The organism is Limnohabitans sp., assembly GCF_023910625.1.
Lineage (GTDB): Bacteria > Pseudomonadota > Gammaproteobacteria > Burkholderiales > Burkholderiaceae_C > Limnohabitans_A.
On sequence record NZ_JAAVVW010000003.1, the window covers coordinates 322,481 to 345,074 of the forward strand.

The 22,594-nt window shown below is 58.7% G+C and carries 25 protein-coding genes and 1 pseudogene; 9 read left to right on the plus strand and 17 right to left on the minus strand.

The window, feature by feature from the left end; all coding sequences use genetic code 11:
* Positions 1-17: 17 nt before the first annotated feature.
* From adk to lpxK, 4 genes are all read right to left on the minus strand, one after another.
* Positions 18-674 carry an adenylate kinase gene (adk, locus tag HEQ17_RS04535; RefSeq protein WP_296291553.1) on the minus strand — a complete coding sequence of 219 codons (657 nt, stop codon included), beginning with the start codon at positions 672-674 and terminating at the stop codon, positions 18-20.
* Between the two features lie 97 nt (positions 675-771).
* Complete coding sequence (gene kdsB / locus HEQ17_RS04540) at positions 772-1,575, minus strand: 3-deoxy-manno-octulosonate cytidylyltransferase (protein ID WP_296291555.1); 804 nt, start codon at positions 1,573-1,575, stop codon at positions 772-774.
* Positions 1,576-1,584: 9 nt separating this feature from the next.
* Positions 1,585-1,791 (minus strand): Trm112 family protein, encoded by a 207-nt coding sequence (locus tag HEQ17_RS04545; RefSeq protein WP_296291557.1) that lies wholly within the window; start codon positions 1,789-1,791, stop codon positions 1,585-1,587.
* A gap of 23 nt (positions 1,792-1,814) precedes the next feature.
* A complete protein-coding gene (lpxK, locus tag HEQ17_RS04550; RefSeq protein WP_296291559.1) occupies positions 1,815-2,801 on the minus strand; it encodes a tetraacyldisaccharide 4'-kinase in 987 nt (328 codons plus the stop codon).
* A 418-nt stretch (positions 2,802-3,219) separates the two neighbouring features.
* Here lpxK and xseA point away from each other — a divergent pair, with 418 nt between their 5' ends.
* Entirely contained in the window at positions 3,220-4,578 is a 1,359-nt protein-coding gene (gene xseA, locus HEQ17_RS04555) for an exodeoxyribonuclease VII large subunit (RefSeq protein ID WP_296291561.1), read from the plus strand.
* A 211-nt stretch (positions 4,579-4,789) separates the two neighbouring features.
* A complete protein-coding gene (locus HEQ17_RS04560; protein WP_296291563.1) occupies positions 4,790-5,371 on the plus strand; it encodes a Fe-Mn family superoxide dismutase in 582 nt (193 codons plus the stop codon).
* Positions 5,372-5,615: 244 nt separating this feature from the next.
* On the opposite strand, the gene HEQ17_RS04565 is transcribed toward HEQ17_RS04560, so the two are convergent.
* Positions 5,616-6,377 (minus strand): SDR family NAD(P)-dependent oxidoreductase, encoded by a 762-nt coding sequence (locus tag HEQ17_RS04565; RefSeq protein ID WP_296291565.1) that lies wholly within the window; start codon positions 6,375-6,377, stop codon positions 5,616-5,618.
* A gap of 111 nt (positions 6,378-6,488) precedes the next feature.
* Here HEQ17_RS04565 and HEQ17_RS04570 point away from each other — a divergent pair, with 111 nt between their 5' ends.
* The gene (locus HEQ17_RS04570) at positions 6,489-7,598 is read left to right on the plus strand and encodes an NAD(P)/FAD-dependent oxidoreductase (RefSeq protein WP_296291567.1); all 1,110 of its coding nucleotides are present in this window, start codon (positions 6,489-6,491) and stop codon (positions 7,596-7,598) included.
* Positions 7,599-7,659: 61 nt separating this feature from the next.
* Here the strand turns inward: HEQ17_RS04570 and HEQ17_RS04575 are convergent, their stop codons facing one another.
* Both HEQ17_RS04575 and HEQ17_RS04580 read right to left on the minus strand, forming a co-directional pair.
* Complete coding sequence (locus tag HEQ17_RS04575) at positions 7,660-8,118, minus strand: RidA family protein (protein ID WP_296291569.1); 459 nt, start codon at positions 8,116-8,118, stop codon at positions 7,660-7,662.
* Between the two features lie 81 nt (positions 8,119-8,199).
* Complete coding sequence (locus HEQ17_RS04580; RefSeq protein ID WP_296291571.1) at positions 8,200-8,976, minus strand: ferritin-like domain-containing protein; 777 nt, start codon at positions 8,974-8,976, stop codon at positions 8,200-8,202.
* Between the two features lie 85 nt (positions 8,977-9,061).
* Here HEQ17_RS04580 and HEQ17_RS04585 point away from each other — a divergent pair, with 85 nt between their 5' ends.
* Positions 9,062-9,586, plus strand: a complete 525-nt coding sequence (locus tag HEQ17_RS04585) for a gamma carbonic anhydrase family protein (protein WP_296291573.1) — start codon at positions 9,062-9,064, stop codon at positions 9,584-9,586.
* A gap of 65 nt (positions 9,587-9,651) precedes the next feature.
* Entirely contained in the window at positions 9,652-10,638 is a 987-nt protein-coding gene (locus HEQ17_RS04590) for an Hsp33 family molecular chaperone HslO (protein WP_296291575.1), read from the plus strand.
* Positions 10,639-10,667: 29 nt separating this feature from the next.
* On the opposite strand, the gene HEQ17_RS04595 is transcribed toward HEQ17_RS04590, so the two are convergent.
* The 6 genes and pseudogenes from HEQ17_RS04595 to HEQ17_RS04620 form a co-directional block, all read right to left on the minus strand.
* Positions 10,668-11,255 (minus strand): ATP-binding protein, encoded by a 588-nt coding sequence (locus tag HEQ17_RS04595; protein WP_296291576.1) that lies wholly within the window; start codon positions 11,253-11,255, stop codon positions 10,668-10,670.
* Positions 11,256-11,295: 40 nt separating this feature from the next.
* Positions 11,296-11,571 (minus strand): septum formation initiator family protein, encoded by a 276-nt coding sequence (locus HEQ17_RS04600; protein WP_296291578.1) that lies wholly within the window; start codon positions 11,569-11,571, stop codon positions 11,296-11,298.
* Positions 11,572-11,582: 11 nt separating this feature from the next.
* Positions 11,583-12,866, minus strand: coding sequence for a phosphopyruvate hydratase (eno, locus tag HEQ17_RS04605; protein WP_296291580.1), 1,284 nt, complete (start codon positions 12,864-12,866; stop codon positions 11,583-11,585).
* 52 nt (positions 12,867-12,918) lie between these two features.
* On the minus strand, positions 12,919-13,206 hold the full coding sequence (locus HEQ17_RS04610; protein WP_296291582.1) for a DUF1330 domain-containing protein: 288 nt from the start codon (positions 13,204-13,206) through the stop codon (positions 12,919-12,921).
* A pseudogene (gene kdsA, locus HEQ17_RS04615) lies at positions 13,203-14,058 on the minus strand (3-deoxy-8-phosphooctulonate synthase). The gene HEQ17_RS04610 and the pseudogene kdsA overlap by 4 nt, the downstream one beginning before the upstream one ends.
* A 20-nt stretch (positions 14,059-14,078) precedes the next feature.
* Positions 14,079-15,725: a CTP synthase gene (locus HEQ17_RS04620; protein WP_296291584.1), complete on the minus strand. Its 1,647-nt coding sequence runs from the start codon at positions 15,723-15,725 to the stop codon at positions 14,079-14,081.
* Positions 15,726-15,856: 131 nt separating this feature from the next.
* On the opposite strand from HEQ17_RS04620, the gene coaBC reads away from it, so the two are divergent.
* Both coaBC and dut read left to right on the plus strand, forming a co-directional pair.
* Positions 15,857-17,068: a bifunctional phosphopantothenoylcysteine decarboxylase/phosphopantothenate--cysteine ligase CoaBC gene (gene coaBC / locus HEQ17_RS04625; protein ID WP_296291585.1), complete on the plus strand. Its 1,212-nt coding sequence runs from the start codon at positions 15,857-15,859 to the stop codon at positions 17,066-17,068.
* A gap of 64 nt (positions 17,069-17,132) precedes the next feature.
* Entirely contained in the window at positions 17,133-17,582 is a 450-nt protein-coding gene (gene dut / locus HEQ17_RS04630) for a dUTP diphosphatase (protein ID WP_296291589.1), read from the plus strand.
* Between the two features lie 107 nt (positions 17,583-17,689).
* On the opposite strand, the gene HEQ17_RS04635 is transcribed toward dut, so the two are convergent.
* Positions 17,690-18,202 carry an FKBP-type peptidyl-prolyl cis-trans isomerase gene (locus tag HEQ17_RS04635; RefSeq protein ID WP_296291590.1) on the minus strand — a complete coding sequence of 171 codons (513 nt, stop codon included), beginning with the start codon at positions 18,200-18,202 and terminating at the stop codon, positions 17,690-17,692.
* A 66-nt stretch (positions 18,203-18,268) separates the two neighbouring features.
* On the opposite strand from HEQ17_RS04635, the gene HEQ17_RS04640 reads away from it, so the two are divergent.
* The gene (locus HEQ17_RS04640) at positions 18,269-19,399 is read left to right on the plus strand and encodes a cupin domain-containing protein (RefSeq protein WP_296291592.1); all 1,131 of its coding nucleotides are present in this window, start codon (positions 18,269-18,271) and stop codon (positions 19,397-19,399) included.
* Positions 19,400-19,592: 193 nt separating this feature from the next.
* The gene (locus HEQ17_RS04645) at positions 19,593-19,787 is read left to right on the plus strand and encodes a hypothetical protein (RefSeq protein WP_296291594.1); all 195 of its coding nucleotides are present in this window, start codon (positions 19,593-19,595) and stop codon (positions 19,785-19,787) included.
* 77 nt (positions 19,788-19,864) lie between these two features.
* On the opposite strand, the gene bamC is transcribed toward HEQ17_RS04645, so the two are convergent.
* From bamC to HEQ17_RS04660, 3 genes are all read right to left on the minus strand, one after another.
* Entirely contained in the window at positions 19,865-20,962 is a 1,098-nt protein-coding gene (gene bamC / locus HEQ17_RS04650; protein ID WP_296291597.1) for an outer membrane protein assembly factor BamC, read from the minus strand.
* 42 nt (positions 20,963-21,004) lie between these two features.
* Positions 21,005-21,901 carry a 4-hydroxy-tetrahydrodipicolinate synthase gene (gene dapA, locus HEQ17_RS04655; RefSeq protein ID WP_296291598.1) on the minus strand — a complete coding sequence of 299 codons (897 nt, stop codon included), beginning with the start codon at positions 21,899-21,901 and terminating at the stop codon, positions 21,005-21,007.
* 113 nt (positions 21,902-22,014) lie between these two features.
* The gene (locus HEQ17_RS04660) at positions 22,015-22,560 is read right to left on the minus strand and encodes a bifunctional 2-polyprenyl-6-hydroxyphenol methylase/3-demethylubiquinol 3-O-methyltransferase UbiG (protein WP_296291599.1); all 546 of its coding nucleotides are present in this window, start codon (positions 22,558-22,560) and stop codon (positions 22,015-22,017) included.
* Positions 22,561-22,594: the final 34 nt, after the last annotated feature.

The following is a 22,594-nucleotide window of genomic DNA, read 5'->3' on the forward strand; positions in this document are numbered from 1 at the left end:
TTGAAGCGCTTCGCGGCCTAAGTGGCCAGTGCCAGGAGTGCGCGTTGGGTGATGTCTTCCACACTGCCAGTTCCGCTGATGGCTCGATATTTCGGGGCGGTCATGGCATCTGCTTGCGCCCAATTGGCGTAGTAGTCGACCAGGGGGCGGGTCTGGGCGCTGTAAACATCGAGGCGTTTTTTCACGGTCACTTCCTGGTCGTCGGCGCGCTGCACCAGGGGTTCGCCAGTCACGTCGTCTAGGCCCTCTTTTTTGGGAGGTTTGAATTTGACATGGTAGGTGCGGCCTGAGGCTGGATGCGAGCGACGGCCGCTCATGCGTTCAATGATGGCATCGAAGGGGACATCAATTTCGAGCACGTAATCGAGTTTGACCCCGGCGGCTTTCATGGCATCGGCTTGCGGAATGGTGCGGGGAAAGCCGTCAAACAGGAAGCCATTGGCACAATCGGCTTGCGCGAGGCGCTCTTTCACCAGGTTGATGATCAAATCATCGCTCACCAAAGCGCCGGATTCCATCACGGCCTTGGCTTGCAGACCCAGCGGTGTGCCGGCCTTGACTGCGGCCCGCAACATGTCGCCTGTGGAAATTTGGGGAATGTTGTATTTCTGACAAATGAAAGTGGCTTGGGTACCTTTTCCAGCTCCGGGTGCGCCCAGCAGAATCAGTCTCATGGGAAGGTCCTTGTTGTTTGTAATGGTTTGGGTCGGTCCAGCCAAATGACCAGACCTGTCAGTGTTTTGAGAATAGCACGCCATTCTCAAAGTTGGCTTACGGCCAGGGGGAGGACAGGTTTCCTTGCGCGATCAGTTGACGAATACGGGCCAGATCTTGCGGGGTATCCACCCCTGGTCCCGGGGCTTGTTGGGTCAGGTGGACGACGATCCGGTGACCATGCCACAGCGCCCGTAGCTGTTCAAGTGATTCGGTGTTTTCCAATGGAGAGGGGGGCAGGCTCGGGAAATCCGACAAAAAACCAGCCCGGTAACCGTAAATGCCGATGTGCCGCCATGGTGCGGGGCTGGGCAAAGTTTGAAATGAGCCCGATAACTGGCCATCACGCCACCACGGAATGGGGGCACGACTGAAATACAAGGCCATTTGGCGCACATCCATAACCACTTTCACGATATTCGGATTCACGAACTCTTGCAAAGAGTCAATGGCGTGGGCTGCGGTGCTCATGCTGGCTTCGGGCCGCTCGATGAGCACTCTGGCGACATCATCGATCAATCCGGGGGGTATCAAAGGCTCGTCACCCTGCACATTCACCACCACCGCTTCGTGAGCAAGTCGCAAGAGTTGGCATGCCTCCGCCAAGCGGTCACTGCCACTGACATGGTCCTTGCGGGTCAGCAGGGCCGAAATGCCGTGGCTTTGGCAGACTTGCACGATTTGTGTATCGTCGGCTGCGACCACTACATGACGGGCCTGGGACTGTAGTGCGCGTTGTGCCACCCGCACCACCATGGGCAACCCATCTATGTCGGCCAGTGGTTTGTTGGGCAGGCGGCTTGAGGCCATGCGTGCCGGTATGACCACTGTAAATTCCTGCTGGACTGCCTGATTGGTCATGCTGAGCTCTCAAAGCGCCGGACGCAGGGCCGCGAGTTTTTCAATTTCCTCGTCAGTCAGTGTGCGGGCTTCGTTTTCCAGCAAGATAGGAATTCCCTGACGAATCGGGTAAGCCAGACGAGCACTTCGAGATAGCAATTCAAGACGCTCCCGATCAAAATTGAGAGGTCCCTTGGTGACTGGGCAAACCAGCAATTCAAGCAATTTGATGTCCATGGTGAGATGATAACGGGCGAGCGTCAGGGTGCCTTGAGTGACAACAAACGCTGATCCAACGCAGTCCAAAAATCTGGCTCAACTTTCAGCGTCAGTGGCACTGACAAGGCTTGCGGCTGGTGACGCCACAATTTGACCGCGTCTTTTTCCGTGCATAGCAGTGGTCTTGTCAAATCAGAATTGGGCCAGGAGCCAAAGTCAAAGTGGTCTGGCAGGGCGCTGGTGTAATGGAGAGTCAGGCCTTTGTCGCGCAGAAGTTTGAAAAACCCTTCGGGCCGGGCCAGGCCGGCCAGGGCGTCCACGGGTTGATTCAGCAGGCTGTTCAAGGTCACACGACGCCCTTGACCATCCACGGCCCAGTCGGCTAACTGTCGATGGGCGTGAAATCCACCTGGGAGCTGATTGGCCCCGGTGTGCAATAAAAAATCCACCGATTTGGGCCAGGGTTCGCGCAAGGGGCCTGCAGGCAATAGCCAACCATTGCCGATGCCTCTTTCGTCCATGACGCAAATGTCGATATCGCGCTCCAATGACCAATGCTGTAAACCATCGTCACAAACCAGAATGTCCGTTTCCGGATGGGCCTTGAGCAGTGCCACCCCGGCGTCAGCGCGCAGCCGGGCAACCCAAACTGGCAGATTGGTTTTTTGGCGTATCAGCAGGGGTTCGTCACCCACATCGGCGGGATGGCTGTCGGTGTCAACAGGGCGTGTGTCTCGACTCTGTCGTCCATGTCCACGGGAAATCACCCCGGGACGCCAGCCTTGGGCGAGCAGGTGGTCCACAATGGCCATGGTCACTGGTGTTTTGCCAGCGCCGCCGGCCACCACATTGCCCACCACCACCACGGGCACGGGCAATCGGCGTCTCTTTTTGAAGCCCCACTGATAACACAGCAGACGGACAAAAAAGACCAGCCCGTAAAGGATGGACAAGGGTGTCAACAAGCGGGCAACGGTGTTACGCGAGCTCCAAATGCGCGGTAGAAGGTGGTGTGGGGAATGGCCCATCAATGACTCGATGCTTTCGCGTGCGCGCTCACAAAATGGGAGAATCCATCGGGTAGCTTGGTCATGGTCAAAGTCATTTCTGGGCAGGCATCAGGCGGCTTGATTATCGGTCAAGGCTGACTTGCAGGGTGCCTGATGCCCTGGATGCAGTTTGGCCTCTGGCAATTCTGTGGATAACTTTGTGGAAAACTTTGACCTTCGGCTGTGTTTTGAATACCCGGGTTTTGAATTCGAGGGCTTCATTGGTATCAAAAAACTAAAATCATCAATAAAATCAAATACTTGGATTGGTGATCCATAAATTGTTTTCGGTGGACTTTTTTTCATGTCGCGGGGCTTGGCTTGTGGAGTACTGGGCATGACCAGCCATGGCTTACCGCTTTAAACCTTCTCAAAACCCTCATCAATCCGCCATTCCATGACTGAAAATGTCGATTTGACGCCCCGTGCGTGGTCCGTTTCGGCGCTGTGCCGCGCTGTCGCTGACAGTCTGGACGCCCAGTTCAATCCCGTCAAGGTTCGCGGCGAGATTTCGGGTTTCTCACGCGCAGCCAGTGGGCATTGTTACTTCTCAATCAAGGACGATACCGGGCAGATTCGTTGCGCCATGTTTCGGCGGGCCGCCAATTTGCTGGATTTCCCCCCCCGAGATGGCGAGCTGGTCGAGGTGCAGGGCCGCTTGGGGCTGTACGAGGCTCGTGGCGACCTGCAGTTGGTGGTCGAATCGATGAGCCGTGCCGGGCAAGGTGCATTGTTTGAGCAATTTTTGCGTCTCAAGGCTAAATTGGAGGGCGAAGGCCTTTTTGATCCTGCGCTCAAACGCGAACTGCTAGCCCAGCCCCGCGCCATTGGGGTGGTCACATCGCTGGGGGCCGCAGCGTGGCATGACGTGGTCACCGCCTTGGAGCGTCGCGTGCCGCACATCCCGGTGTTGATGGCTCCTGCTCTGGTGCAGGGTGCGGGTGCGGCTACCACCCTGGCGCAAGCGCTGCAAAGCCTTTATCACTTCACCGCCGAAGACAACCCGCTCTGCCCGCCTGTGGACGTGATCCTTTTGGTGCGTGGTGGCGGTTCGATGGAAGACCTGTGGTCTTTCAATGACGAAAACCTGGCCCGTGTGATCGCCCAGAGTCCTGTGCCGCTGATTTGCGGCGTGGGCCACGAGACCGATTTCACCATTGCCGACTTTGTGGCCGATGTGCGCGCCCCCACGCCCACGTCGGCAGCCGAGATGGCCGCGACCGACAGGGGCGTGGGGATTGAAGCCTTAAGTGTTTTGGAACACCGCTTGAATCGGGGCCTGCTGCGTCAGCAAGACCGACAAGCCCAACGTCTTGACAGCGTTGCCGCCCGGCTGGGTGTGGGGCTGGCTCGTCAGCAAGACCGCCAAGCCCAGCGCCTGAGCGCCATAGCCAACCGCTTGAGTCGTCCACAGGCCTTGTTGGGCCAGCACCTGCCGTGGCTGGATCAACTGGCGCACCGATTGCATGTCAGTGTACTAAACGATCTGACGGACAGCGGGCACCGACTGGAGCGCCTCAATGACCGTTTCGGTTTCAACCGGGCTCAGCAGGTGCCGCAACGCGCCCAGCGCCTGGAGCGTGCCGCTTTGCGCTTGTCGTCGGTGGACCCGCGTCAGGTGCTTGAGCGCGGTTATGCCTGGCTGAGTGATGACAAGGGTCAGGCTTTGACCCATGCCGGGCAATTTCAGCCCGGACAGAGCGTTCAGGCCACTTTGTCCGATGGCGTGGTGCCTTTGGTCGTGTCGCTTGAATAGGGTCCCTTGGGTAAGCCTTGGCGGGGTGGGGCCAGGGCTCCTCATGCGGGGGTACCCAAAATCGTCGCCCTGGCCCCACCCCGCCAAGGCGATGTGTTTCAGATGACCATCGCCGTCATGCTCTCCAGAGTCCTGAATACCCAAGGGGCGATCGTGATGCCCCTAAAATACGCGGATTGTTTTTCAATTTGCATCAACACAAGGACCCCTCATGGAACACACTTTGCCCGCACTGCCTTACGCGATCGACGCTTTGGCCCCTCACTACAGCCAGGAAACCCTGGAGTTTCATCACGGCAAGCACCACAACGCTTACGTGGTGAACCTGAACAACCTGCAAAAGGGCACTGAATTCGAGACCATGTCCCTCGAAGAGATCATCAAAAAATCCAGCGGCGGCGTGTACAACAACTCGGCCCAGATCTGGAACCACACCTTCTTCTGGAGCTGCATGAAGCCCAACGGCGGCGGCGAGCCCACAGGCGCCTTGGCTGCAGCCATCAACGCCAAGTTCGGCAGCTATGCTGCTTTCAAAGAAGCCTTCGTCAAGAGCGCCGTGGGCAACTTCGGCTCTGGCTGGACATGGCTGGTTAAGAAAGCCGACGGCTCGGTCGACATCGTCAACATGGGCGCAGCGGGCACCCCCCTGACCACTGGCGACACGGCCTTGCTCACGGTGGACGTCTGGGAGCACGCCTACTACATCGACTACCGCAACATGCGTCCCAAGTTCGTGGAGACTTTCCTCAACAACCTGGTGAACTGGTCTTTCGCTGAGAAGAACTTCGGCTGATCGAGCCAAGCTTCCAGTCACAAAGCCCGCTGATGCGGGCTTTGTGCTTTGAGGGGCTGAAGGTGAATGGGTCCCTTGGACAAATCGCCGCTTTCGAAATACCCTTTGACTGCCCCGCGATCAACCACGGAGCTGAGAACGGTGTGGGGCCTGGCGCCGATTTCTGGTACCCCAGCATGAGGCGCCCGGCCCCACACCGTTCTCAGCGGACATCGCTAAACAAGCAAATCAGCGAATCAGCGAATCAGCGAATCATCATCCCGCCATCGGCCACCACGGTCTGACCGGTCACATAATTGGCCGCCGAGCTCGCCAAAAACACCGCGATGCCGCCAATGTCATCCGCCTCACCCATACGGCGCATAGGGGCCTGGCTGTTGTATTTGGCGCTCAGCACCGGGTCCTCGTGCAGCGCCTTGGCAAAGTCGGTCTTGATCAAGCCCGGTGCAATGCAGTTGACGCGGATGTTGTCCGGCCCCCATTCCACCGCCAGATTGCGCGCCAACTGCATGTCGGCCGCCTTGGACAGGTTGTAGGCGCCGATGACCGACGAGCCGTGCAAGCCGCCTATGGACGACACGATCACGATGGCCCCGTCTTTTTGGGCCTTCATGTCGGGGTAGACCAGGTTGCACAACCAGGCATTCGACAGCACGTTGTTGCGCATCACCTTGTCAAACACCTCGTCGCTCATGCCCGTGGCCGGACCGTAATAGGGGTTGGTGGCTGCATTGCACACCAGGATATCGATCACCCCCCAAATCTCACGGGTCTGCGCGATCAGGTTTTGCAGCTGCTCTTTGCTGGAAATGCTGGCCGCAATGGCCATGGCTTCGCCGCCTGCAGCCTGGATCTCTTTGACCACCACTTCACAGGCGTCTTGCTTGCGGCTGGACACCACCACTTTGGCGCCTTGCAGGGCCAACTGGTGTGCGATGGATCGGCCAATGCCCCGGCTGGAGCCGGTGACGACAGCGACTTTGCCTTTCAGATCGAACAGCGACATGAAACGGTCTCCTTGTTGAATGCTAGGCAGTCTGCCAGTGTGCGTTGCGGGTGTCTGTCTTGCGGGTGTCACTGCTTCAAGACTCTCAACGTCTGAGCCACAATGCTGCCCATGGAACAAATCGAAGCTGTTGTGATCGGGGCCGGGGTGGTCGGTCTGGCTGTGGGTCGGGCGCTGGCGCTCGCGGGCCGCGAGGTGCTGGTGGTCGAATCGGAAAACGCCATCGGCACCGGCACCAGCTCGCGCAACAGCGAGGTCATCCACGCGGGCATTTATTACCCGGCTGGCTCGCTCAAGGCGCGGCTGTGTGTCCAAGGCAAGCAAATGCTCTACGCCTATTGCGCTGAGCGCGGCGTGGCACACAGACAGCTGGGCAAGCTGATCGTGGCCACCAGCCCCGAGCAAGTGCTGGCGCTGGACGGCATCATGGCCAAGGCCGCCGCCAACGGCGTGCACGATTTGCAAAAACTCACGGCTGCTCAGGCCCAGGCGCTGGAGCCTGCGCTGGCTTGCGAAGCGGCGCTACTCTCGCCCAGCACCGGGGTGATTGACAGCCACGGCTACATGCTCGCCTTGCAAGGCGACATGGAAAACGCGGGCGGTCTGCTGGCGCTGGTCTCGCCCGTGCAGCACATTGGCGTGCGGCAGGGCACCGCCACGCACCCGATTCGTGTGACCACGCAAGACGGCACCAAGCTGGCCTGCAAGGTGTTGGTCAACGCGGCAGGGCTGAGCGCCGTGGCGCTGGCCGGGCGGATGGACGGGCTGGACAAAAGCCTCTTGCCCCAAGCCCATTACGCCAAAGGCAACTACTTCACGCTGGCGGGCAAGGCACCGTTTTCCCGCCTGATTTACCCCGTGCCCGAAAAAGCCGGTTTGGGTGTTCACCTCACGCTCGATCTGGGCGGGCAAGCCAAGTTCGGTCCTGACGTGCAATGGGTCGAGGACCCCACGGACTTGCAAGTGGAACCGCGCCGGGGCGATGCCTTTTATGCCGAGGTGCGCAAGTATTGGCCGGGTTTAGCCGATGGCGCTTTGCAGGCGGGTTATGCGGGCATACGCCCCAAGATCAACGCCCCGCACGAAGCGGCGGGCGACTTCATGATCCAGGGCCCTGCCGAGCACGGCGTGCCCGGTCTGGTGAATCTTTTGGGCATCGAATCCCCTGGGTTGACCAGCTCAATGGCGATCGCTGCAGAGGTTTGCAGGCGTTTGTCCTGAGCCCCAACGTCGGCGATGCAGCGCCAGGGCGCAAGGGGCTGCCGCTTGGGCGAGACCGGTCTCAGCCGATTTCGGCAATCAATTCGATTTCAACGCACGCACCCAGGGGGATCTGCGCCACGCCAAATGCACTGCGGGCATGTGCGCCCACCTGAGCGCCAAAAACCTGCCCCAGCAGTTCGCTGCAACCGTTGGTGACCAGATGTTGTTCTGTGAATTCAGCGGTCGAGTTGACCAGACTCATCACTTTGACAATCCGTTTGACCTTGTTCAAGTCACCCACTGCGGCATGCAATGTGCCGATCAGATCAATGGCGACAGAGCGAGCAGCTTGCTGGCCTTCTGCCGTGTCCATGTTTCGCCCCAGTTGGCCGACCCAGACTTTGCCGTCTTTTTTGGCGATGTGGCCTGACAGGAAAACCAGGTTGCCAGTTTGTACGAAGGGCACATAGGCCGCAGCAGGCACAGCTATGGGCGGAAGTTCGAGGCTCAAGGTTTTCAGTGTTTCGTAGACATTCATGGAAAGCTTTCAATGTGAGAGTTGAGACAGCGGACAAACAATGGATAGATTGTCACTCAAGCCCAAAGGCCCCGGCTGGGTTCATCTCAGGGCAGCCAGTTCGACCTCTTCAAATCCTGCCAAGCGCCTTGCCGCTAGGTTGAAGGGTGGGCGCAGTTTGGGAGCATCGTATTGCGCGACCAGCTCGGCGTAGGTGCTGATCGGGTCCAGTCCGCGCTGCGCGCACAGGTAGCGGTACCAGCGGTTACCGGTGGCCACATGGCCAATTTCTTCGGTCAGGATCAAGTCCAGGATGTCGCCCGCGCGGTGATCACCTACGCTGACCAGTTTGTTTTTCACGCCCGGCGAGGCGTCCAGGCCTCGGGCCTCCATGGTGCGTGGCACGATGCCAATGCGCGCCAGCAAGTCTCCCCGGGTGCGTTCGGCCATGTCCCAAAGGGTGTTGTGCGCCGGAAAGTCACCGTAGTCAAAGCCCATGTCCACCAGGTGCTTGCGCAACAGGGTGAAGTGCTTGGCCTCTTCTTGGGCGATACGCACCCAATCGGTGTAAAAGTCATCGGGCATGCCCGCAAAGCGCCAGACCACGTCGAGCGCCAGATCGATGGCATTGAGCTCAATGTGGGCAATCGAATGCACCAGCATGGCCCTACCTTCAGGGGTGGACATGGATTTGGCTTTAAGCTGGGTGTGTGGCACCAGTTCGGGACGTGCCGAGCGGCCTGGAGCTGGACTTGGGGCTTGCAGCGCCTGGTCTGCAACCACGGGCAGGCGCAGGTCCAGCGCCAAAGTGGTCTGTGCTTTCAGCACGGGGTCGGTTTGGGCCCAGGGGGCGAGGGCAGCAGTGCGAAGGGAGTGCATAGCGATCAGTCTCAGCGCCCACGCCAAGGGGTGGGCATCCCTACAATTGTAGGTTTTCAGGCATACAAGTACACACGAAAGCACCATGGCCATTTACCAACTCGATACCCATATCCCCGAAGTGGCCGACAGCGCCTGGGTGGCTGACAACGCCCAGGTCATGGGCGCGGTCAAGATTGAGGCTGAAGCCAGTGTCTGGTTTGGCGTGACGGTGCGGGGCGATACCGAAACTATCGAGATTGGCGAAGGCAGCAACATCCAGGACGGCAGCGTGATGCATGCCGACCACGGCAAACCGCTCAAGGTTGGCAAGCATGTCACCGTCGGCCACATGGTCATGCTGCACGGCTGCACGATTGGTGATGAATCGCTGATTGGCATTGGTGCGGTGGTGCTCAACGGTGCCAGAATTGGCAGAAACTGCCTGGTGGGTGCTGGCTCCCTGGTGACTGAGGGCAAGGAATTTCCGGATGGCTCCATGATCATGGGCACACCAGCCAAGGTGGTCCGGGAGTTGAGTCCTGAACAGATCGAGGGCCTGCGGGAAAGCGCCCGACACTATGTGGTAAATGCCCGTCGCTTCAAGATGGGCCTGAAGAAAATTGGCTGACATCCCGGCCCAACTGAAAGCTTTTTTATTTTTTGAGGGTCGGCCCCCGGGCTGTTGATTGAACTTTGTCCGAACTCCATAAATTCATTTTCGAAGGCCTCCCAGTGCGCGGCATGCTGGTGCGCTTGACCGATGCCTGGCAAGACATTCTGGCGCGCCGTGCCGCCAACTCCGAGACCGGCATCTACTCCGAACCCGTGCGACAGCTTCTTGGCGAGATGGCCGCTGCGGGCGTGCTGATGCAGGGCAACATCAAGTTCAACGGCGCATTGGTGCTGCAGATTTTTGGCGACGGCCCGGTCAAGCTGGGTGTGGTGGAGGTGCAATCTGACCTGAGTCTTCGCGCCACAGCTAACCTGGTGGGCGAGGTGGCCCAAAACGCCACCTTGAGCCAGATGGTCAACGTGAACAATGAAGGGCGTTGTGCCATCACACTCGACCCCCAAGACCGCTTGCCCGGTCAGCAGCCTTACCAAGGCGTGGTGCCGCTGTTTGGGGACCGGGGTGAAAAACTGGAGAACATCAGCGAGGTTCTGGAGCACTACATGCTCCAGTCCGAGCAACTGGACACCGTACTGGTGCTTGCCGCAGATGACAAGCTGGCGGCGGGTTTGTTGATCCAGCGTTTGCCCATCGAAGGTGAGGGCAATCTGGCCGGGCAAATCGATTCGTCAATGCGCGAGTCGGTGCTGGGCCAAAGCGAAGACTTCAGCCGCATCGCCATCCTGACCAAAAGCCTGCAGCGCGAAGAATTACTCAGTCTGGACGCCAATACCATCTTGCACCGCCTGTACTGGGAAGAACCGCTGGCCCGGTTTGCTCCCCTCGTTGGCGAAACTGGGCCACGTTTTGCTTGTCGCTGCAACCGCGAGCGGGTGGGCCAGATGATCCGCAGTTTAGGCACTGAAGAGGTCGAGGGCATCATTGCCGAACAAGGTCAGGTCGAAGTGGGTTGCGATTTTTGCGGCGCGCAATACCGATTCGACCCGGTGGATGCCGCAGGACTGTTCACAGGCCTGGCCACCGATGGGCAAGGCGGCATGGTGCACTGATGGGGCTCGAATCGTCCACCTGATGCGGTTCAGATGGATCGCCCGGCCAGCAAACCCGTGAACAACCGGTGTTCGCAGCCCGGGTCGCTGCAATCGTTGCACTGCCAGGTGTCTCTTCCCCGGTTGATGTGGAATTGATCACTTTCTCGTGTTTGAGCCCAAGCGGTGGTTTCGCCGGGCAAACCTACGGCTCGCAAAGCGTTGCTCAAGCGGTCCATTCCCTGGCCATAAATCACCCGAAAAGGGGTGTTTGACACGCCCAGTGCCTGCCTGACAAGGCGGTCTTCGTGTTGTTGATGCAGGCCAAGGCCGGGTAAATCCATGCCCATCATCAAAGTGAGCGGCTCGGGGGGCGGCTTGTCTGTCGATGGTCTGGGTTGGTCCATGCTGCCCAAGCCAGAGTTGTTGGCCTGGTTCAAATGCGGCCACTGCTCCAAAATCACCCAAGCTGGGGCGGTCAGCCCTGTATCTGCCAATTCAGGCCACTCGGCGCGGAATGCCGGGGCACATTCGATGACATCATGACCTCTTGCGGTGAGTGAATCGCTCAGGTTTTTTAGCAGCCAGGACTTTCCGGTACCACTCGCGCCCACGATGGTCACGGTCCTTGGCGTCACGGTGTGACCCTGGCAAAGCCCAAGCCCAACTGCCAGAGCTTCATTTGGCGACTTGAACGAATATTTCGTGCGCCTTGACCATGCCCAGCTCCTGCCGGGCACGTTCTTCGACCATGTTCAAGCCTTGCTTCAGGTCGTTGACTTCGGCGCTCAGTTGTTCCATTTTGCGCCGGGCTTCTTCATTGGCCAATTTTTGTTGTTCCAATTCCTGCCTCAAGGCATTGACATGGGTCAAGCTGCCTTGACCAAACCATAGCTGAACTTGCACGATGGCCAGCAAGGCAAACAACGCAGCAGGAATCAGACGGTTGCCCATGGTGCAGCAAGTCAACGCAGGTTGTAAAAAGCGCTGCGGCCAGGGTACACCGCCACTTCGCCCAGGTCTTCTTCGATGCGAAGCAGCTGGTTGTACTTGGCCATGCGGTCTGAGCGGCTCATGGAGCCGGTCTTGATCTGACCCGCATTCAAACCCACCGCGATGTCGGCAATCGTCGAGTCTTCGGTCTCCCCCGAGCGGTGTGAGATGACGGCGGTGTAACCGGCACGCTTGGCCATTTCGATGGCTGCAAAGGTTTCGGTCAGCGTGCCGATCTGGTTGATCTTGATCAGGATTGAGTTCGCGATGCCCTTGTCGATGCCTTCCTTGAAGATCTTGGTGTTGGTCACGAACAGGTCGTCGCCAACGATCTGCACGTTGTTGGCCAAGCGGTCGGTCAGCACCTTCCAGCCATCCCAGTCGTTTTCGGCCATGCCGTCTTCGATGCTGATGATGGGGTACTTGTCGCACCAGGTGGCCAGCATGTCGGTCCATTGCTCAGCGCTCAGCTCCAGGCCTTCACCGGACAATTTGTATTTGCCGTCTTTGTAGAACTCGCTGGCGGCGCAATCGAGGCCAATGGCGATTTGCTCACCAGGGGTGTAACCCGCAGCCGTGATGGCATCCAGCACCATCTGGATGGCCGCTTCGTGGCTGTCGACGTTGGGAGCAAAGCCGCCTTCGTCGCCCACGGCAATGCTCATGCCCTTGTCGTGGATGATTTTCTTCAGGGCGTGGAAAACTTCAGCGCCCCAGCGCACGGCTTCACGGAACGACGGTGCGCCCACGGGGATGATCATGAACTCTTGCAAGTCCAGGTTGTTGTTGGCATGCGCGCCGCCATTGATGACGTTCATCATGGGCACGGGCAATTGGTTGGCGTTCATGCCGCCAAAGTAGCGGTACAGCGGCAAGCCAGACTCCTCGGCTGCAGCACGGGCCACGGCCATGGACACGGCCAGCATGGCGTTGGCGCCCAGGCGGCTCTTGTTGTCGGTGCCGTCCAGGTCGATCAGGGTACGGTCCAAAAAGCCCTGCTCGGAGGCGTCGAGCCCCAGCACGGCTTCGGAGATTTCAGTGTTGATGTGCTCCACCGCCTTGAGCACGCCTTTGCCCAAATAGCGGCTCTTGTCGCCATCGCGCAACTCAATGGCTTCGCGGCTGCCAGTCGATGCGCCAGACGGCACAGCGGCGCGGCCCATGACGCCGGACTCCAGCAGCACGTCGCATTCGACGGTGGGGTTGCCACGGCTGTCGAGGATTTCACGGCCGACGATATCTACGATTGCACTCATTTGGGAACTCTCTCAAAAATGAAAAATAAAACAAGTATTCCAAGCCAAGGGGTCAAACGCCCTCAACGGCCACCATGCGCATGATGGCGGCACCTTCGCGCGCTTCGCGGGCTTTCAGGTATTCGGGCAGTTCGTAAAAAGCCTTGGCGGCTTCAAACGAAGGAAACTTCAAAATCACGATGCGTTCAGGGGCCCAATCGCCTTCGAGCACTTGCACTTGGCCGCCGCGCACGCACACTTCTGCACCTGCTGTTTTCATGGCCGCTGTGGACCACTTTTTGTACTCTTCGTATTGGGTGGGGTTGGTCACCTGGACCTGGGCGATGATGTAGCCGCTCATGAAAAGTCATCCTCTAAAAATGGGTTTTTCTTGGTCACGGCATCGAGCTGAACCAAGGTTTCGAGCAGGGCCCGCATTTTGCCCAGGGGCACGGCGTTGGGGCCGTCGGACCAAGCCTCCGCGGGCTTGGGGTGGGTTTCCATGAACAGACCTGCTACGCCCACGGCCACGCCTGCGCGGGCCAGCACGGGCACCATCTCGCGGGCGCCGCCGCTGCTGGTGCCTTGGCCCCCCGGTTTTTGCACCGAGTGGGTCACGTCAAACACCACCGGTGCGCCGGTCTTGCGCATTTCGGCCAGGCTCGTCATGTCGGCCACGAGGTTGTTGTAGCCAAAGCTCACGCCGCGCTCACAGGCCAAAAAGTTGTCTTCGGGCATGCCGACTTCGCGTGCTGCAGTACGGGCCTTGTCGATGACGTTTTTCATGTCCCAAGGGGCCAAAAACTGGCCTTTCTTGATGTTGACCGGCTTGCCCGACTGCGCCACGGCGCGTATGAAATCGGTCTGGCGGCACAAGAAGGCGGGGGTTTGCAACACATCGACCACGCTGGCCACGGTTTTGACTTGCGATTCGTCGTGCACATCGGTGAGGATGGGACACGCCAATTTGACGGCGTACCTCCTGGAGAATTTTCAGGCCCGCATCGATGCCCACGCCACGCTGGGTATTCCCTGAGGAGCGGTTGGCCTTGTCGAACGAGCCTTTGTAGATGAGCGCAATGCCCAGCGCCGAGCAAGCCTCTTTGAGGCGGCCCGCCACTTCAATGGACATCTCCAGGCCTTCGATCGAGCAGGTGCCCGCGATCAAAAAGAAGGGCTGGTGCAGGCCAACGTCAAATCCGCAAAGTTTCATGGGGTGTCCTGTGAGGGGAATCAGGCCTTGGCCTGGTGCGCAATGGCCGCCTTGATGAAGGCGTTGAACAGGGGGTGACCGTCCCACGGGGTGGACTTGAATTCAGGGTGGAATTGCACACCCACATACCAGGGGTGGACGTTTTGCGACAGCTCAACGATTTCGGTCAGTTGCTCGCGCTGGGTCAAGGCCGAGATCACCAAGCCCGCTTTGCGCAGGTCGTCCAGGTAATTGACGTTGGCTTCATACCGGTGGCGGTGGCGTTCGGTGACCACGTCGCCATAAATCTGGTGTGCCAGTGTGCCCTTGGCCACGTCCGAGCTTTGCGCGCCCAAGCGCATGGTGCCGCCCAAGTCCGAATTGGCATCACGCACCTGGATGGTGCCGTCGGCATCTTTCCACTCGTTGATCAAAGCGATCACCGGGAAGGGCGTATCAGGTTCGAACTCGGTGCTGTTGGCGTTATCCATGCCAGCCATGTGGCGGGCGTATTCGATGGTGGCGACCTGCATCCCCAAGCAAATGCCCAGGTAAGGCAATTTGTGGGTGCGTGCGAATTGCGCGGTTTCGATCTTGCCTTCCACGCCGCGCTTGCCAAAGCCGCCGGGCACCAGCACGCCGTCAAAGCGGGCCAAGCTGGCCACGGTTTCGGGGGTCATGGTTTCGGAATCGATGTGCTCGATCTTCACGCGCACATGGTTGCGCATGCCGGCATGGCGCAGCGCTTCGTTGACCGATTTGTAGCTGTCGGACAGTTCCACATACTTGCCCACCATGGCAATGGTGACTTCACCCTTGGGATTTTCTGTGTCGTGCACCAGATCGTCCCAGCGCTTGAGGTTGGCAGGAGGCGTGTTCAGACGCAATTTGTCGCAGATCAGGCCATCCAGACCTTGTTCATGAAGAATACGGGGTACCTTGTAGATGGTGTCCACATCGGGCATGGAAATCACGCCCCAGCCTTGCACGTTGGTAAAAAGCGAGATTTTGTCACGCTCATCGTCAGGGATATAGCGGTCGGCGCGGCACAGCAGCGCATCGGGCTGGATGCCGATTTCGCGCAGTTTTTGGACTGTGTGCTGAGTCGGCTTGGTTTTGAGCTCGCCTGCGGCGGCAATCCAGGGCAGGTAAGTCAGGTGCACAAAGGCAGTGTTGTTGGGCCCCAAACGCAGGCTGAGCTGGCGCACCGCTTCCAGGAAGGGCAGCGATTCAATGTCGCCCACCGTGCCGCCGATTTCGACAATGGCCACGTCGACCGCTTCTGGCGTGCCATAGCCCGCGCCGCGCTTGACGAAGTCCTGGATTTCGTTGGTGACGTGGGGAATGACCTGCACCGTCTTGCCCAGATAGTCGCCACGGCGCTCTTTTTCGAGCACGCTTTTGTAGATCTGACCGGTGGTGAAGTTGTTGGCCTTCTTCATCCGGGTGTTGATGAAGCGCTCGTAGTGGCCCAGGTCCAGGTCGGTTTCTGCACCGTCGTCGGTCACGAACACCTCGCCATGTTGAATGGGCGACATGGTGCCGGGGTCGACGTTGAGGTAGGGATCGAGCTTGATGAGGGTGACAGACAGGCCGCGTGATTCGAGGATGGCGGCGAGCGACGCGGAGGCGATACCCTTGCCTAGGGAAGACACCACACCGCCGGTGACGAAGACAAATTTGGTCATGTCCAGAACGGGTGCTTGAAGCGCCCGGTAGGTGGAAATCGTGATTATAGACAGTCGGGTTCGGGGTTTTGCGCCCTGCTTGCAGAGTCTTTGGTCTTTCTGTACCGCTTCGGTCTGCTACATTCCCAGCCATGAGCACATTGGCTGGAAAACACATCGTTCTGGGTTTGTCAGGCGGCATTGCGGCTTACAAAGCGGCAGAACTTTGCCGCGCCTTGGTCAAGGCAGGCGTCACCGTACAGGTGGTCATGACGCAGGCGGCCGAACAATTCATCACCGCGGTGACCATGCAGGCCCTCTCGGGCAGGTCGGTCTACACCTCGCAGTGGGACCCGCGAGAGGCCAACAACATGGCCCACATCAACCTCAGCCGCGAGGCCGATGCGATTGTGGTGGCCCCGGCCAGTGCCGATTTTCTGTCCAAGCTGCTGCATGGCGGTGCCGACGAACTGCTCAGCCTCATGTGCCTGGCCCGACCACTGGACAAGGTGCCCCTGATCGTGGCCCCGGCCATGAACCGCGAAATGTGGCACAACCCTGCCACCCAGCGCAACGTGGCGCAACTCAAGGCCGACGGCATCCATGTTCTGGAAGTGGGGCAGGGCGATCAGGCCTGCGGCGAAAACGGCGATGGACGCATGCTCGAAGCCGGAGAAATCATGCAAGACCTGGAGGCATTTTTTGCCGACAAAAGTCTGGCGGGCAAATCGGTGCTGGTCACTGCCGGGCCCACTTATGAAGCCATAGATCCGGTCCGTGGCATCACCAATTTGTCCAGTGGCAAGATGGGGTTTGCCATCGCCCGAGCGGCCCGCATGGCCGGTGCGGTGGTGACCCTTGTGGCAGGCCCGGTCCACTTGCCCACACCTCGGGGGGTTCTGCGCGTGGACGTGCTTTCTGCGCAGCAGATGCTTGATGCGGTGCAGCAGCATGTGGGTGAGGCCGATGTGTTCATGGCGACAGCCGCCGTGGCAGACTGGCGACCCGCCAATATGGCCGATCAAAAAATCAAAAAAGACGGCTCGACTCAGACCCCGCAGCTCAATTTTGTGGAAAACCCCGACATACTGCTCACCGTGACGCAATCGCCTCGGGCCGTATCGGGCGAGTTGTTTTGCGTTGGCTTTGCAGCCGAAAGCCATGACTTGCTGGCGCATGCCACCTCCAAGCGGATCCGCAAGGGGGTGCCGCTTTTGGTGGGCAATATTGGCCCCGCCACCTTTGGTCAAGACGACAATACCCTGCTCTTGGTTGACGAGTCTGGTGCCCGCGAGCTGCCGCATGGGCACAAGCAGGCACTGGCAGAGCAACTGATCGCTGATCTTGCGCAGCGCTTGCAATAATTCGCCCTCATCTGCAGCGGCGAATGTGCCGCCTTGAGCTGCATTCCCGCTTTCAGGACTTTTCATGAAAATCGACCTCAAAATCATCGATGCCCGCTTGGCTGAACAATTGCCCGCTTATGCTACCCCCGGCAGCGCCGGCCTGGATTTGCGCGCGTGTCTGCACGCTCCTTTGACCTTGCAGCCCAACGCCTGGCAACTGGTGCCCACGGGTATTGCGATGCACCTGAAAGACCCGGCTTATGCTGCCCTCTTGCTGCCGCGCTCTGGTATGGGGCATAAACACGGAATCGTGTTGGGTAACTTGGTCGGCTTGATTGACAGCGATTACCAGGGCCAACTGATGGTCAGTGCCTGGAACCGCAGTGATGTGGCTTTCACCATCGAGCCCATGGAGCGCATTGCACAAATGGTGATCGTGCCCGTGCTTCAGGCCTCGTTCAATGTCGTGGATGAATTTGACGCACTCAGCGAGCGCGGCCAGGGCGGATACGGATCGACTGGCAACAAATAAACCTGTTCCCAACATCGCAGCTTGAGCTAACCGAATGGCCTGTCTTGTGGGCACTTGTTAGAGTTGAATTGGCCAATCTGCCTTGGCCGCAGAAGTGTTGGTCCGGTTCAGACCCCTTCGTCGCCCACTTCGATTTTGAAGAAGCCCGTGCCGCAACTGCCGTGGCCCACTTCGACCTCGGTGGGTTCGCGCACCGATAGCACGCTCAGATGCAAACGCAACGCGATGCCTGACAGGGGGTGGTTGGCGTCCAGGACGACGTGTTCGGGGTAAATCTCGGTCACGGTGTAAAGGGCGTTGCGCGGTGCATCCGGGTTGCAGCCCTTGGGCAGGGCAGTGCCTTCGATGGTCAGCCCTGGTTCGAGCCCCTCCGCAAACAAGGCCAGCGGTTCGAGAAACAGCAGATTCTCGTTGAAGTCGCCAAAGGCGTCTTTGGGCTCCAGATGCAGGTCAACCCTGGCGCCAGGTTCAAGACCCTGCAAGGCTTCCTCGATCTTGGGCAGCAGGTCTTGCCCGCCAATGAAAAATTCCACAGGCTCGTCCAGCGTGTCCAGAACTTCGCCCAGCGTGTCTTTGAGTGTCCAGGTCAGAGCGACCACGGAAGGTGTCTTGATTTCCATAGGACAATTGTCGCAGTTTGGCAGCCACTTTTGGGCCGCTTTGGTTTTGAGAGGTGAGACCCCGAGATGAACACAGAACAAGCCTTGGTCCTGCTGGGCGGCTTGACGCCCAGCCAGTTCATGAAACGTCACTGGCAAAAGAAGCCATTGTTGGTGCGCCATGCCTTCCCTGATTTTGTGCCCTGCGTGGGCCGTGCTGAATTGGTGGCATTGGCCGGCACAGAAGGGGTGGAATCGCGTTTGATCATCGATTCGGACAAAGGTTGGAAGATGAAGCACGGCCCGCTGCGCAAACGCAGCTTGCCGCCCTTCAGTCAGAAAAAGTGGACCTTTCTGGTGCAAGGGGTGGACTTGCACCACGACGGCGTACATGCCTTGATGGAGCAGTTTCGCTTTGTGCCCGATGCCCGGCTGGACGATGTGATGATCAGCTACGCTACCGATGGCGGTGGCGTGGGGCCACATTTTGACAGCTACGACGTGTTTTTGCTGCAAGCCCAGGGGCAACGCCGCTGGCGCATTGGTCGTAACAGGGACTTGACTCTGCAGCCGGGTGTCCCGCACAAGCTTTTGCAAAATTTTGAGGCCGAAGACGAGTTCGTGCTCCATCCCGGTGACATGTTGTATTTGCCGCCTGAATACGCGCACGATGGCGTGGCTGTGGGTGAATGCATGACTTGGTCTATCGGCTTTCGGGCACCTCAAAAAGGCGAGCTGGCACGAGAGCTGTTGCTGGGCATGGCCGAGGAGGCTTCTGACGGGCTGGGCGATGCGCTTTATCGCGACCCCAAACAGCAGGCTGTATCGTCGGCTGCCTCCATTCCGCAAGCTTTGGGTGATTTCGCTCGGCAAGTGGTCGATCAAGCACTCCAAAATCCGGATCTGCTGGCCTGCTTGCTGGGCGAATACCTGACAGAGCCGAAACCCAATGTGTGGTTTGAAACGGCGGCAACTGTTCCCGGTTTGTCAGGGGGCATCCAACTTGATCGGCGCACCAAAATGATGTACGACGAGCGGCATATATTCATCAATGGCGAAAGTTTCCGCGTGGCTGGCAAAGATGCCCGACTCTTGCGTGAATTGGCTGACGAACGCATTGTGTCTGCATTGTCGTGGCGCTCCTTGGGTCCTGATGCCAAGGCGGCTTTGTTGGAGTGGGCCTGTGCGGGATGGTTGCACGCTCACACAAGGCCCTGAAGTTTGGTGTGTGTTTCATATTGCCTGTCCGCTCAATGAAGCAGCAAGTGCACAGGAAAACCTAGGGAAAACGCTATAATACCGTCGGGGAACAAAAAGAGCTCGAGTCCTTTTGTCCCGGTTTGCATGGCGTTTTGGCCGTGTGAGCAATCTCCGGAAATTGTTTTCTCATTTTTACATCAGGAAAATCAAAATGAACAAATCCCTCGTTCTGGCCGCCATCATCGCTGCTGCTGCCTTGGCTGCTTGTGGCAAAAAAGAAGCCGCTGCACCCGCACCCGCTGCCGCTCCTGCACCTGCTGCAGCACCTGCTCCTGCCGATGCCGCACCTGCTGCAGCACCTGCACCTGCTGGCGCTCCTGCCGCTGCGCCTGCTACTGGCAAGTGATGCTGTTTCGTCCCGGGTTAACCGGGATGGCCAATAAAAAACCCCGCTTTGCGGGGTTTTTTATTGTTTTGAACAGGTCAGCGCAGCTCGGCAGCAATCAAGCGGAGTATTTTGTCGGCATCCTTGGACTGCTCTGGTTGACCATTGGCATTCAAAACCCTGACCAAGACTTGCCCTGGAGGCCCATTCACCAAGCTGATGCCGTACTTGGCCACCATGCTTTGTTCTTTCTTGCCGCCAAAAAGACGGGTTAAAAAGCCAGACTCAGCCTTGGCAGTCTGTGCTGCCACGTAACGCACGAAGTAGCGTCCTGCGGCCATGTCACGGTCTTCAACGGTGAAGCCACTTCGATCGAGTGCCACCCCAACGCGACGCCAAGCCCTGTCCATACCTTCATTGATGGAGAGGGTGGGTTGACCGTTGACCAAGTCAACGGGGATGCTGACAGTTTGTCCTTTTAGGGAGGCGGCCGCAATTTGAGCATCTTCTGGCGAAGAGCCCAGTTTGAGCATCAGACGGCGCAAAAATTCGATTTCAAGTTCGGGCTCGCTGGGGCGAGGCTGCCAAACGGTGCGGTCCTTTTGAACCGTGGCGTAGTTCTCGATCAGGCCTCTGTGGGAGATGTAAATCTCGACTTCACCTTTGGTATTTCGCTCAATACGCGTCCTGTATCTGTCTCGTTCGCCCGTGGAGTAAAGGGGGTCGAGAACTCTGCCTAATGCTTTGCGAATGAAATCCTGAGGCAATTTGGCACGATTTTCGGCCCAATCGGTTTCCATGATGCCCAACTCGGGCGAGTCCGTGGTCAAGGGAAAGCCATTGTCTTTCCAAAAATCCCGCAGCGAAGCCCAGACTTGATCCGCAGGCATGGCGACAAGCAGCCACCGCTGGTCACCTTGACGTTGCAACATGACCTTGCCCAATGTGTTCGCCGCAGTCCCGGCATCGATGACCCGGGTATTTGCCTGTCGAAAACCGGTTGCCGTGACCGATGAGCTTTCAAGGACGTAACGGGAATCTCTGCGCAATTGAGTGAGGTCGGGTGGAATTTCAAGACTCGGCGCTTTGACTGCGGCTTTGTAGTCAATCTTGTCCTCTTTCAAGACCGAGCAAGCACTCAGTAAAACCGAAATGGCCAATATCGTGGCTGTGCGTTGGCAGGTGATGATGGTCATGGCTGCGTTGGGTGGGTTGTTCACAAACATAAATAGTCGGGTTTAAATGAGTTTGCTGGCCTTGAGGGCTGCTTCAACCAAAGGTTGCTGAGAGGCAGACAATTCGGTCATGGGCAAGCGCAATGTGGGGCCGCACAGGCCCATGCGCTGCATGGCCCATTTCACGGGTATAGGGTTGGCCTCGACAAACAGGTTCTTGTGCACAGGCAGCAGTTGAAACTGTATGCGCATGGCTTCTTTGATGTCGCCATGGGTCGCTGCCATGCACAGTTCATGCATCAGGCGAGGGGCCACGTTGGCCGTCACGCTGATGTTGCCAGCGCCGCCGCACAGCATCAGGGCCACTGCGGTGGCGTCGTCGCCTGAAAACACCGCAAATTCTTTGGGGACGTCACGGATGAGCCACTGGGCACGCTCGATGTTGCTGGTCGCTTCCTTGATGCCGATGATGCCGGGCACTTGGGCCAGGCGCAGCACCGTGTCGTGCTGCAAATCGGCCACGGTTCGGCCTGGCACGTTGTAAAGAATCACGGGCAGCGTCGGCACGGCCTCGGCAATGGCTTTGAAGTGCTGGTAAAGGCCTTCTTGGGTGGGCTTGTTGTAGTAAGGCACCACTTGCAGTTGCGCGTCGGCGCCAACTTTTTGTGCAAATTTGGCCAGATTGATCGCTTCTGCGGTGGAGTTCGCGCCACAACCAGCAATGATGGGGATGCGTTTGGCCGCTTGTTCAACCGAGACACGGATGATTTCACAGTGTTCTTCCACCGTCACAGTGGGCGATTCGCCCGATGTGCCCACCACCACGATGGCATCGGTGCCTTCGGCCACATGCCAGTCGATCAGTTTTCGCAAAGTCGGGTAATCCACTTTGCCGTCTGTGAGCATGGGGGTGATCATGGCAGGGATGCTGCCACGGATGGGGCGAAATTCGGTGGTCATGTCAGGTGTTTCTGAGCAAGAAAAAAGACCATTCTAACGAGTGCAAGTCACCGGGCGATCGGCACACCTTGCAAGGGGGCAAAGCCATGCAACAGCCTGAAGTTGGCGCAGTTTCAGGCCGGTTGCAATGGCCTGCGTTCCAAGGCCTCGGTTGCCCCGGATCTCACGGCCACTATCCGCTGCACAAAGCGGTCCGGCGAGGCCTCAAAGCCGTCTTCGTAAGCCACCGTGCGCAAGCCTTCGGTGACCCTGAGCAGCTCACCGGGCTGCAACAAAAAGTCAGGCCGCGAGGGCTTGCCCACGCTTTCGTTGCCTGCTGCAAAGGTTTCGTAGATCAGCACGCCACCCGGAGCCACGCTGCCCACGAGGGTGGGCAGCAGCGGGCGCCAGAGGTAATGGGTCACCACCACGCAGCCAAATGTTTGCCCGGCAAAGGGCCAAGGGCCGGTTTCAATGTCGGCGCAAATGACCGAACCGCTGCTTTGGGCCAGCGCCACGGCTTCAGGGTTGCGGTCAACACCCGTGACACGGTGACCAAGAGTGGCCAAATAACGCATGTGACGGCCTGCGCCGCAAGCCACATCGAGCACGGTGCTGCCCGGGGCCATCAGGTGGGCCCAGCGTTGCAGCCAGGCGGAGGGGTTTTCGGTGCCATGCATGTCGTCGGCGCTTTCAAGGCGGTGGGGCTAAAAG

Coding starts and splice junctions, on each gene's coding strand:
- adk (WP_296291553.1), bottom strand. CDS start 674: ATGAGACTGATTCTGCTGGGCGCACCCGGAGCTGGAAAAGGTACCCAA.
- kdsB (WP_296291555.1), bottom strand. CDS start 1,575: ATGACCAATCAGGCAGTCCAGCAGGAATTTACAGTGGTCATACCGGCA.
- HEQ17_RS04545 (WP_296291557.1), bottom strand. CDS start 1,791: ATGGACATCAAATTGCTTGAATTGCTGGTTTGCCCAGTCACCAAGGGA.
- lpxK (WP_296291559.1), bottom strand. CDS start 2,801: ATGGGCCATTCCCCACACCACCTTCTACCGCGCATTTGGAGCTCGCGT.
- xseA (WP_296291561.1), top strand. CDS start 3,220: ATGACTGAAAATGTCGATTTGACGCCCCGTGCGTGGTCCGTTTCGGCG.
- HEQ17_RS04560 (WP_296291563.1), top strand. CDS start 4,790: ATGGAACACACTTTGCCCGCACTGCCTTACGCGATCGACGCTTTGGCC.
- HEQ17_RS04565 (WP_296291565.1), bottom strand. CDS start 6,377: ATGTCGCTGTTCGATCTGAAAGGCAAAGTCGCTGTCGTCACCGGCTCC.
- HEQ17_RS04570 (WP_296291567.1), top strand. CDS start 6,489: ATGGAACAAATCGAAGCTGTTGTGATCGGGGCCGGGGTGGTCGGTCTG.
- HEQ17_RS04575 (WP_296291569.1), bottom strand. CDS start 8,118: ATGAATGTCTACGAAACACTGAAAACCTTGAGCCTCGAACTTCCGCCC.
- HEQ17_RS04580 (WP_296291571.1), bottom strand. CDS start 8,976: ATGCACTCCCTTCGCACTGCTGCCCTCGCCCCCTGGGCCCAAACCGAC.
- HEQ17_RS04585 (WP_296291573.1), top strand. CDS start 9,062: ATGGCCATTTACCAACTCGATACCCATATCCCCGAAGTGGCCGACAGC.
- HEQ17_RS04600 (WP_296291578.1), bottom strand. CDS start 11,571: ATGGGCAACCGTCTGATTCCTGCTGCGTTGTTTGCCTTGCTGGCCATC.
- eno (WP_296291580.1), bottom strand. CDS start 12,866: ATGAGTGCAATCGTAGATATCGTCGGCCGTGAAATCCTCGACAGCCGT.
- HEQ17_RS04610 (WP_296291582.1), bottom strand. CDS start 13,206: ATGAGCGGCTACATCATCGCCCAGGTCCAGGTGACCAACCCCACCCAA.
- HEQ17_RS04620 (WP_296291584.1), bottom strand. CDS start 15,725: ATGACCAAATTTGTCTTCGTCACCGGCGGTGTGGTGTCTTCCCTAGGC.
- coaBC (WP_296291585.1), top strand. CDS start 15,857: ATGAGCACATTGGCTGGAAAACACATCGTTCTGGGTTTGTCAGGCGGC.
- dut (WP_296291589.1), top strand. CDS start 17,133: ATGAAAATCGACCTCAAAATCATCGATGCCCGCTTGGCTGAACAATTG.
- HEQ17_RS04635 (WP_296291590.1), bottom strand. CDS start 18,202: ATGGAAATCAAGACACCTTCCGTGGTCGCTCTGACCTGGACACTCAAA.
- HEQ17_RS04640 (WP_296291592.1), top strand. CDS start 18,269: ATGAACACAGAACAAGCCTTGGTCCTGCTGGGCGGCTTGACGCCCAGC.
- HEQ17_RS04645 (WP_296291594.1), top strand. CDS start 19,593: ATGAACAAATCCCTCGTTCTGGCCGCCATCATCGCTGCTGCTGCCTTG.
- bamC (WP_296291597.1), bottom strand. CDS start 20,962: ATGACCATCATCACCTGCCAACGCACAGCCACGATATTGGCCATTTCG.
- dapA (WP_296291598.1), bottom strand. CDS start 21,901: ATGACCACCGAATTTCGCCCCATCCGTGGCAGCATCCCTGCCATGATC.
- HEQ17_RS04660 (WP_296291599.1), bottom strand. CDS start 22,560: ATGCATGGCACCGAAAACCCCTCCGCCTGGCTGCAACGCTGGGCCCAC.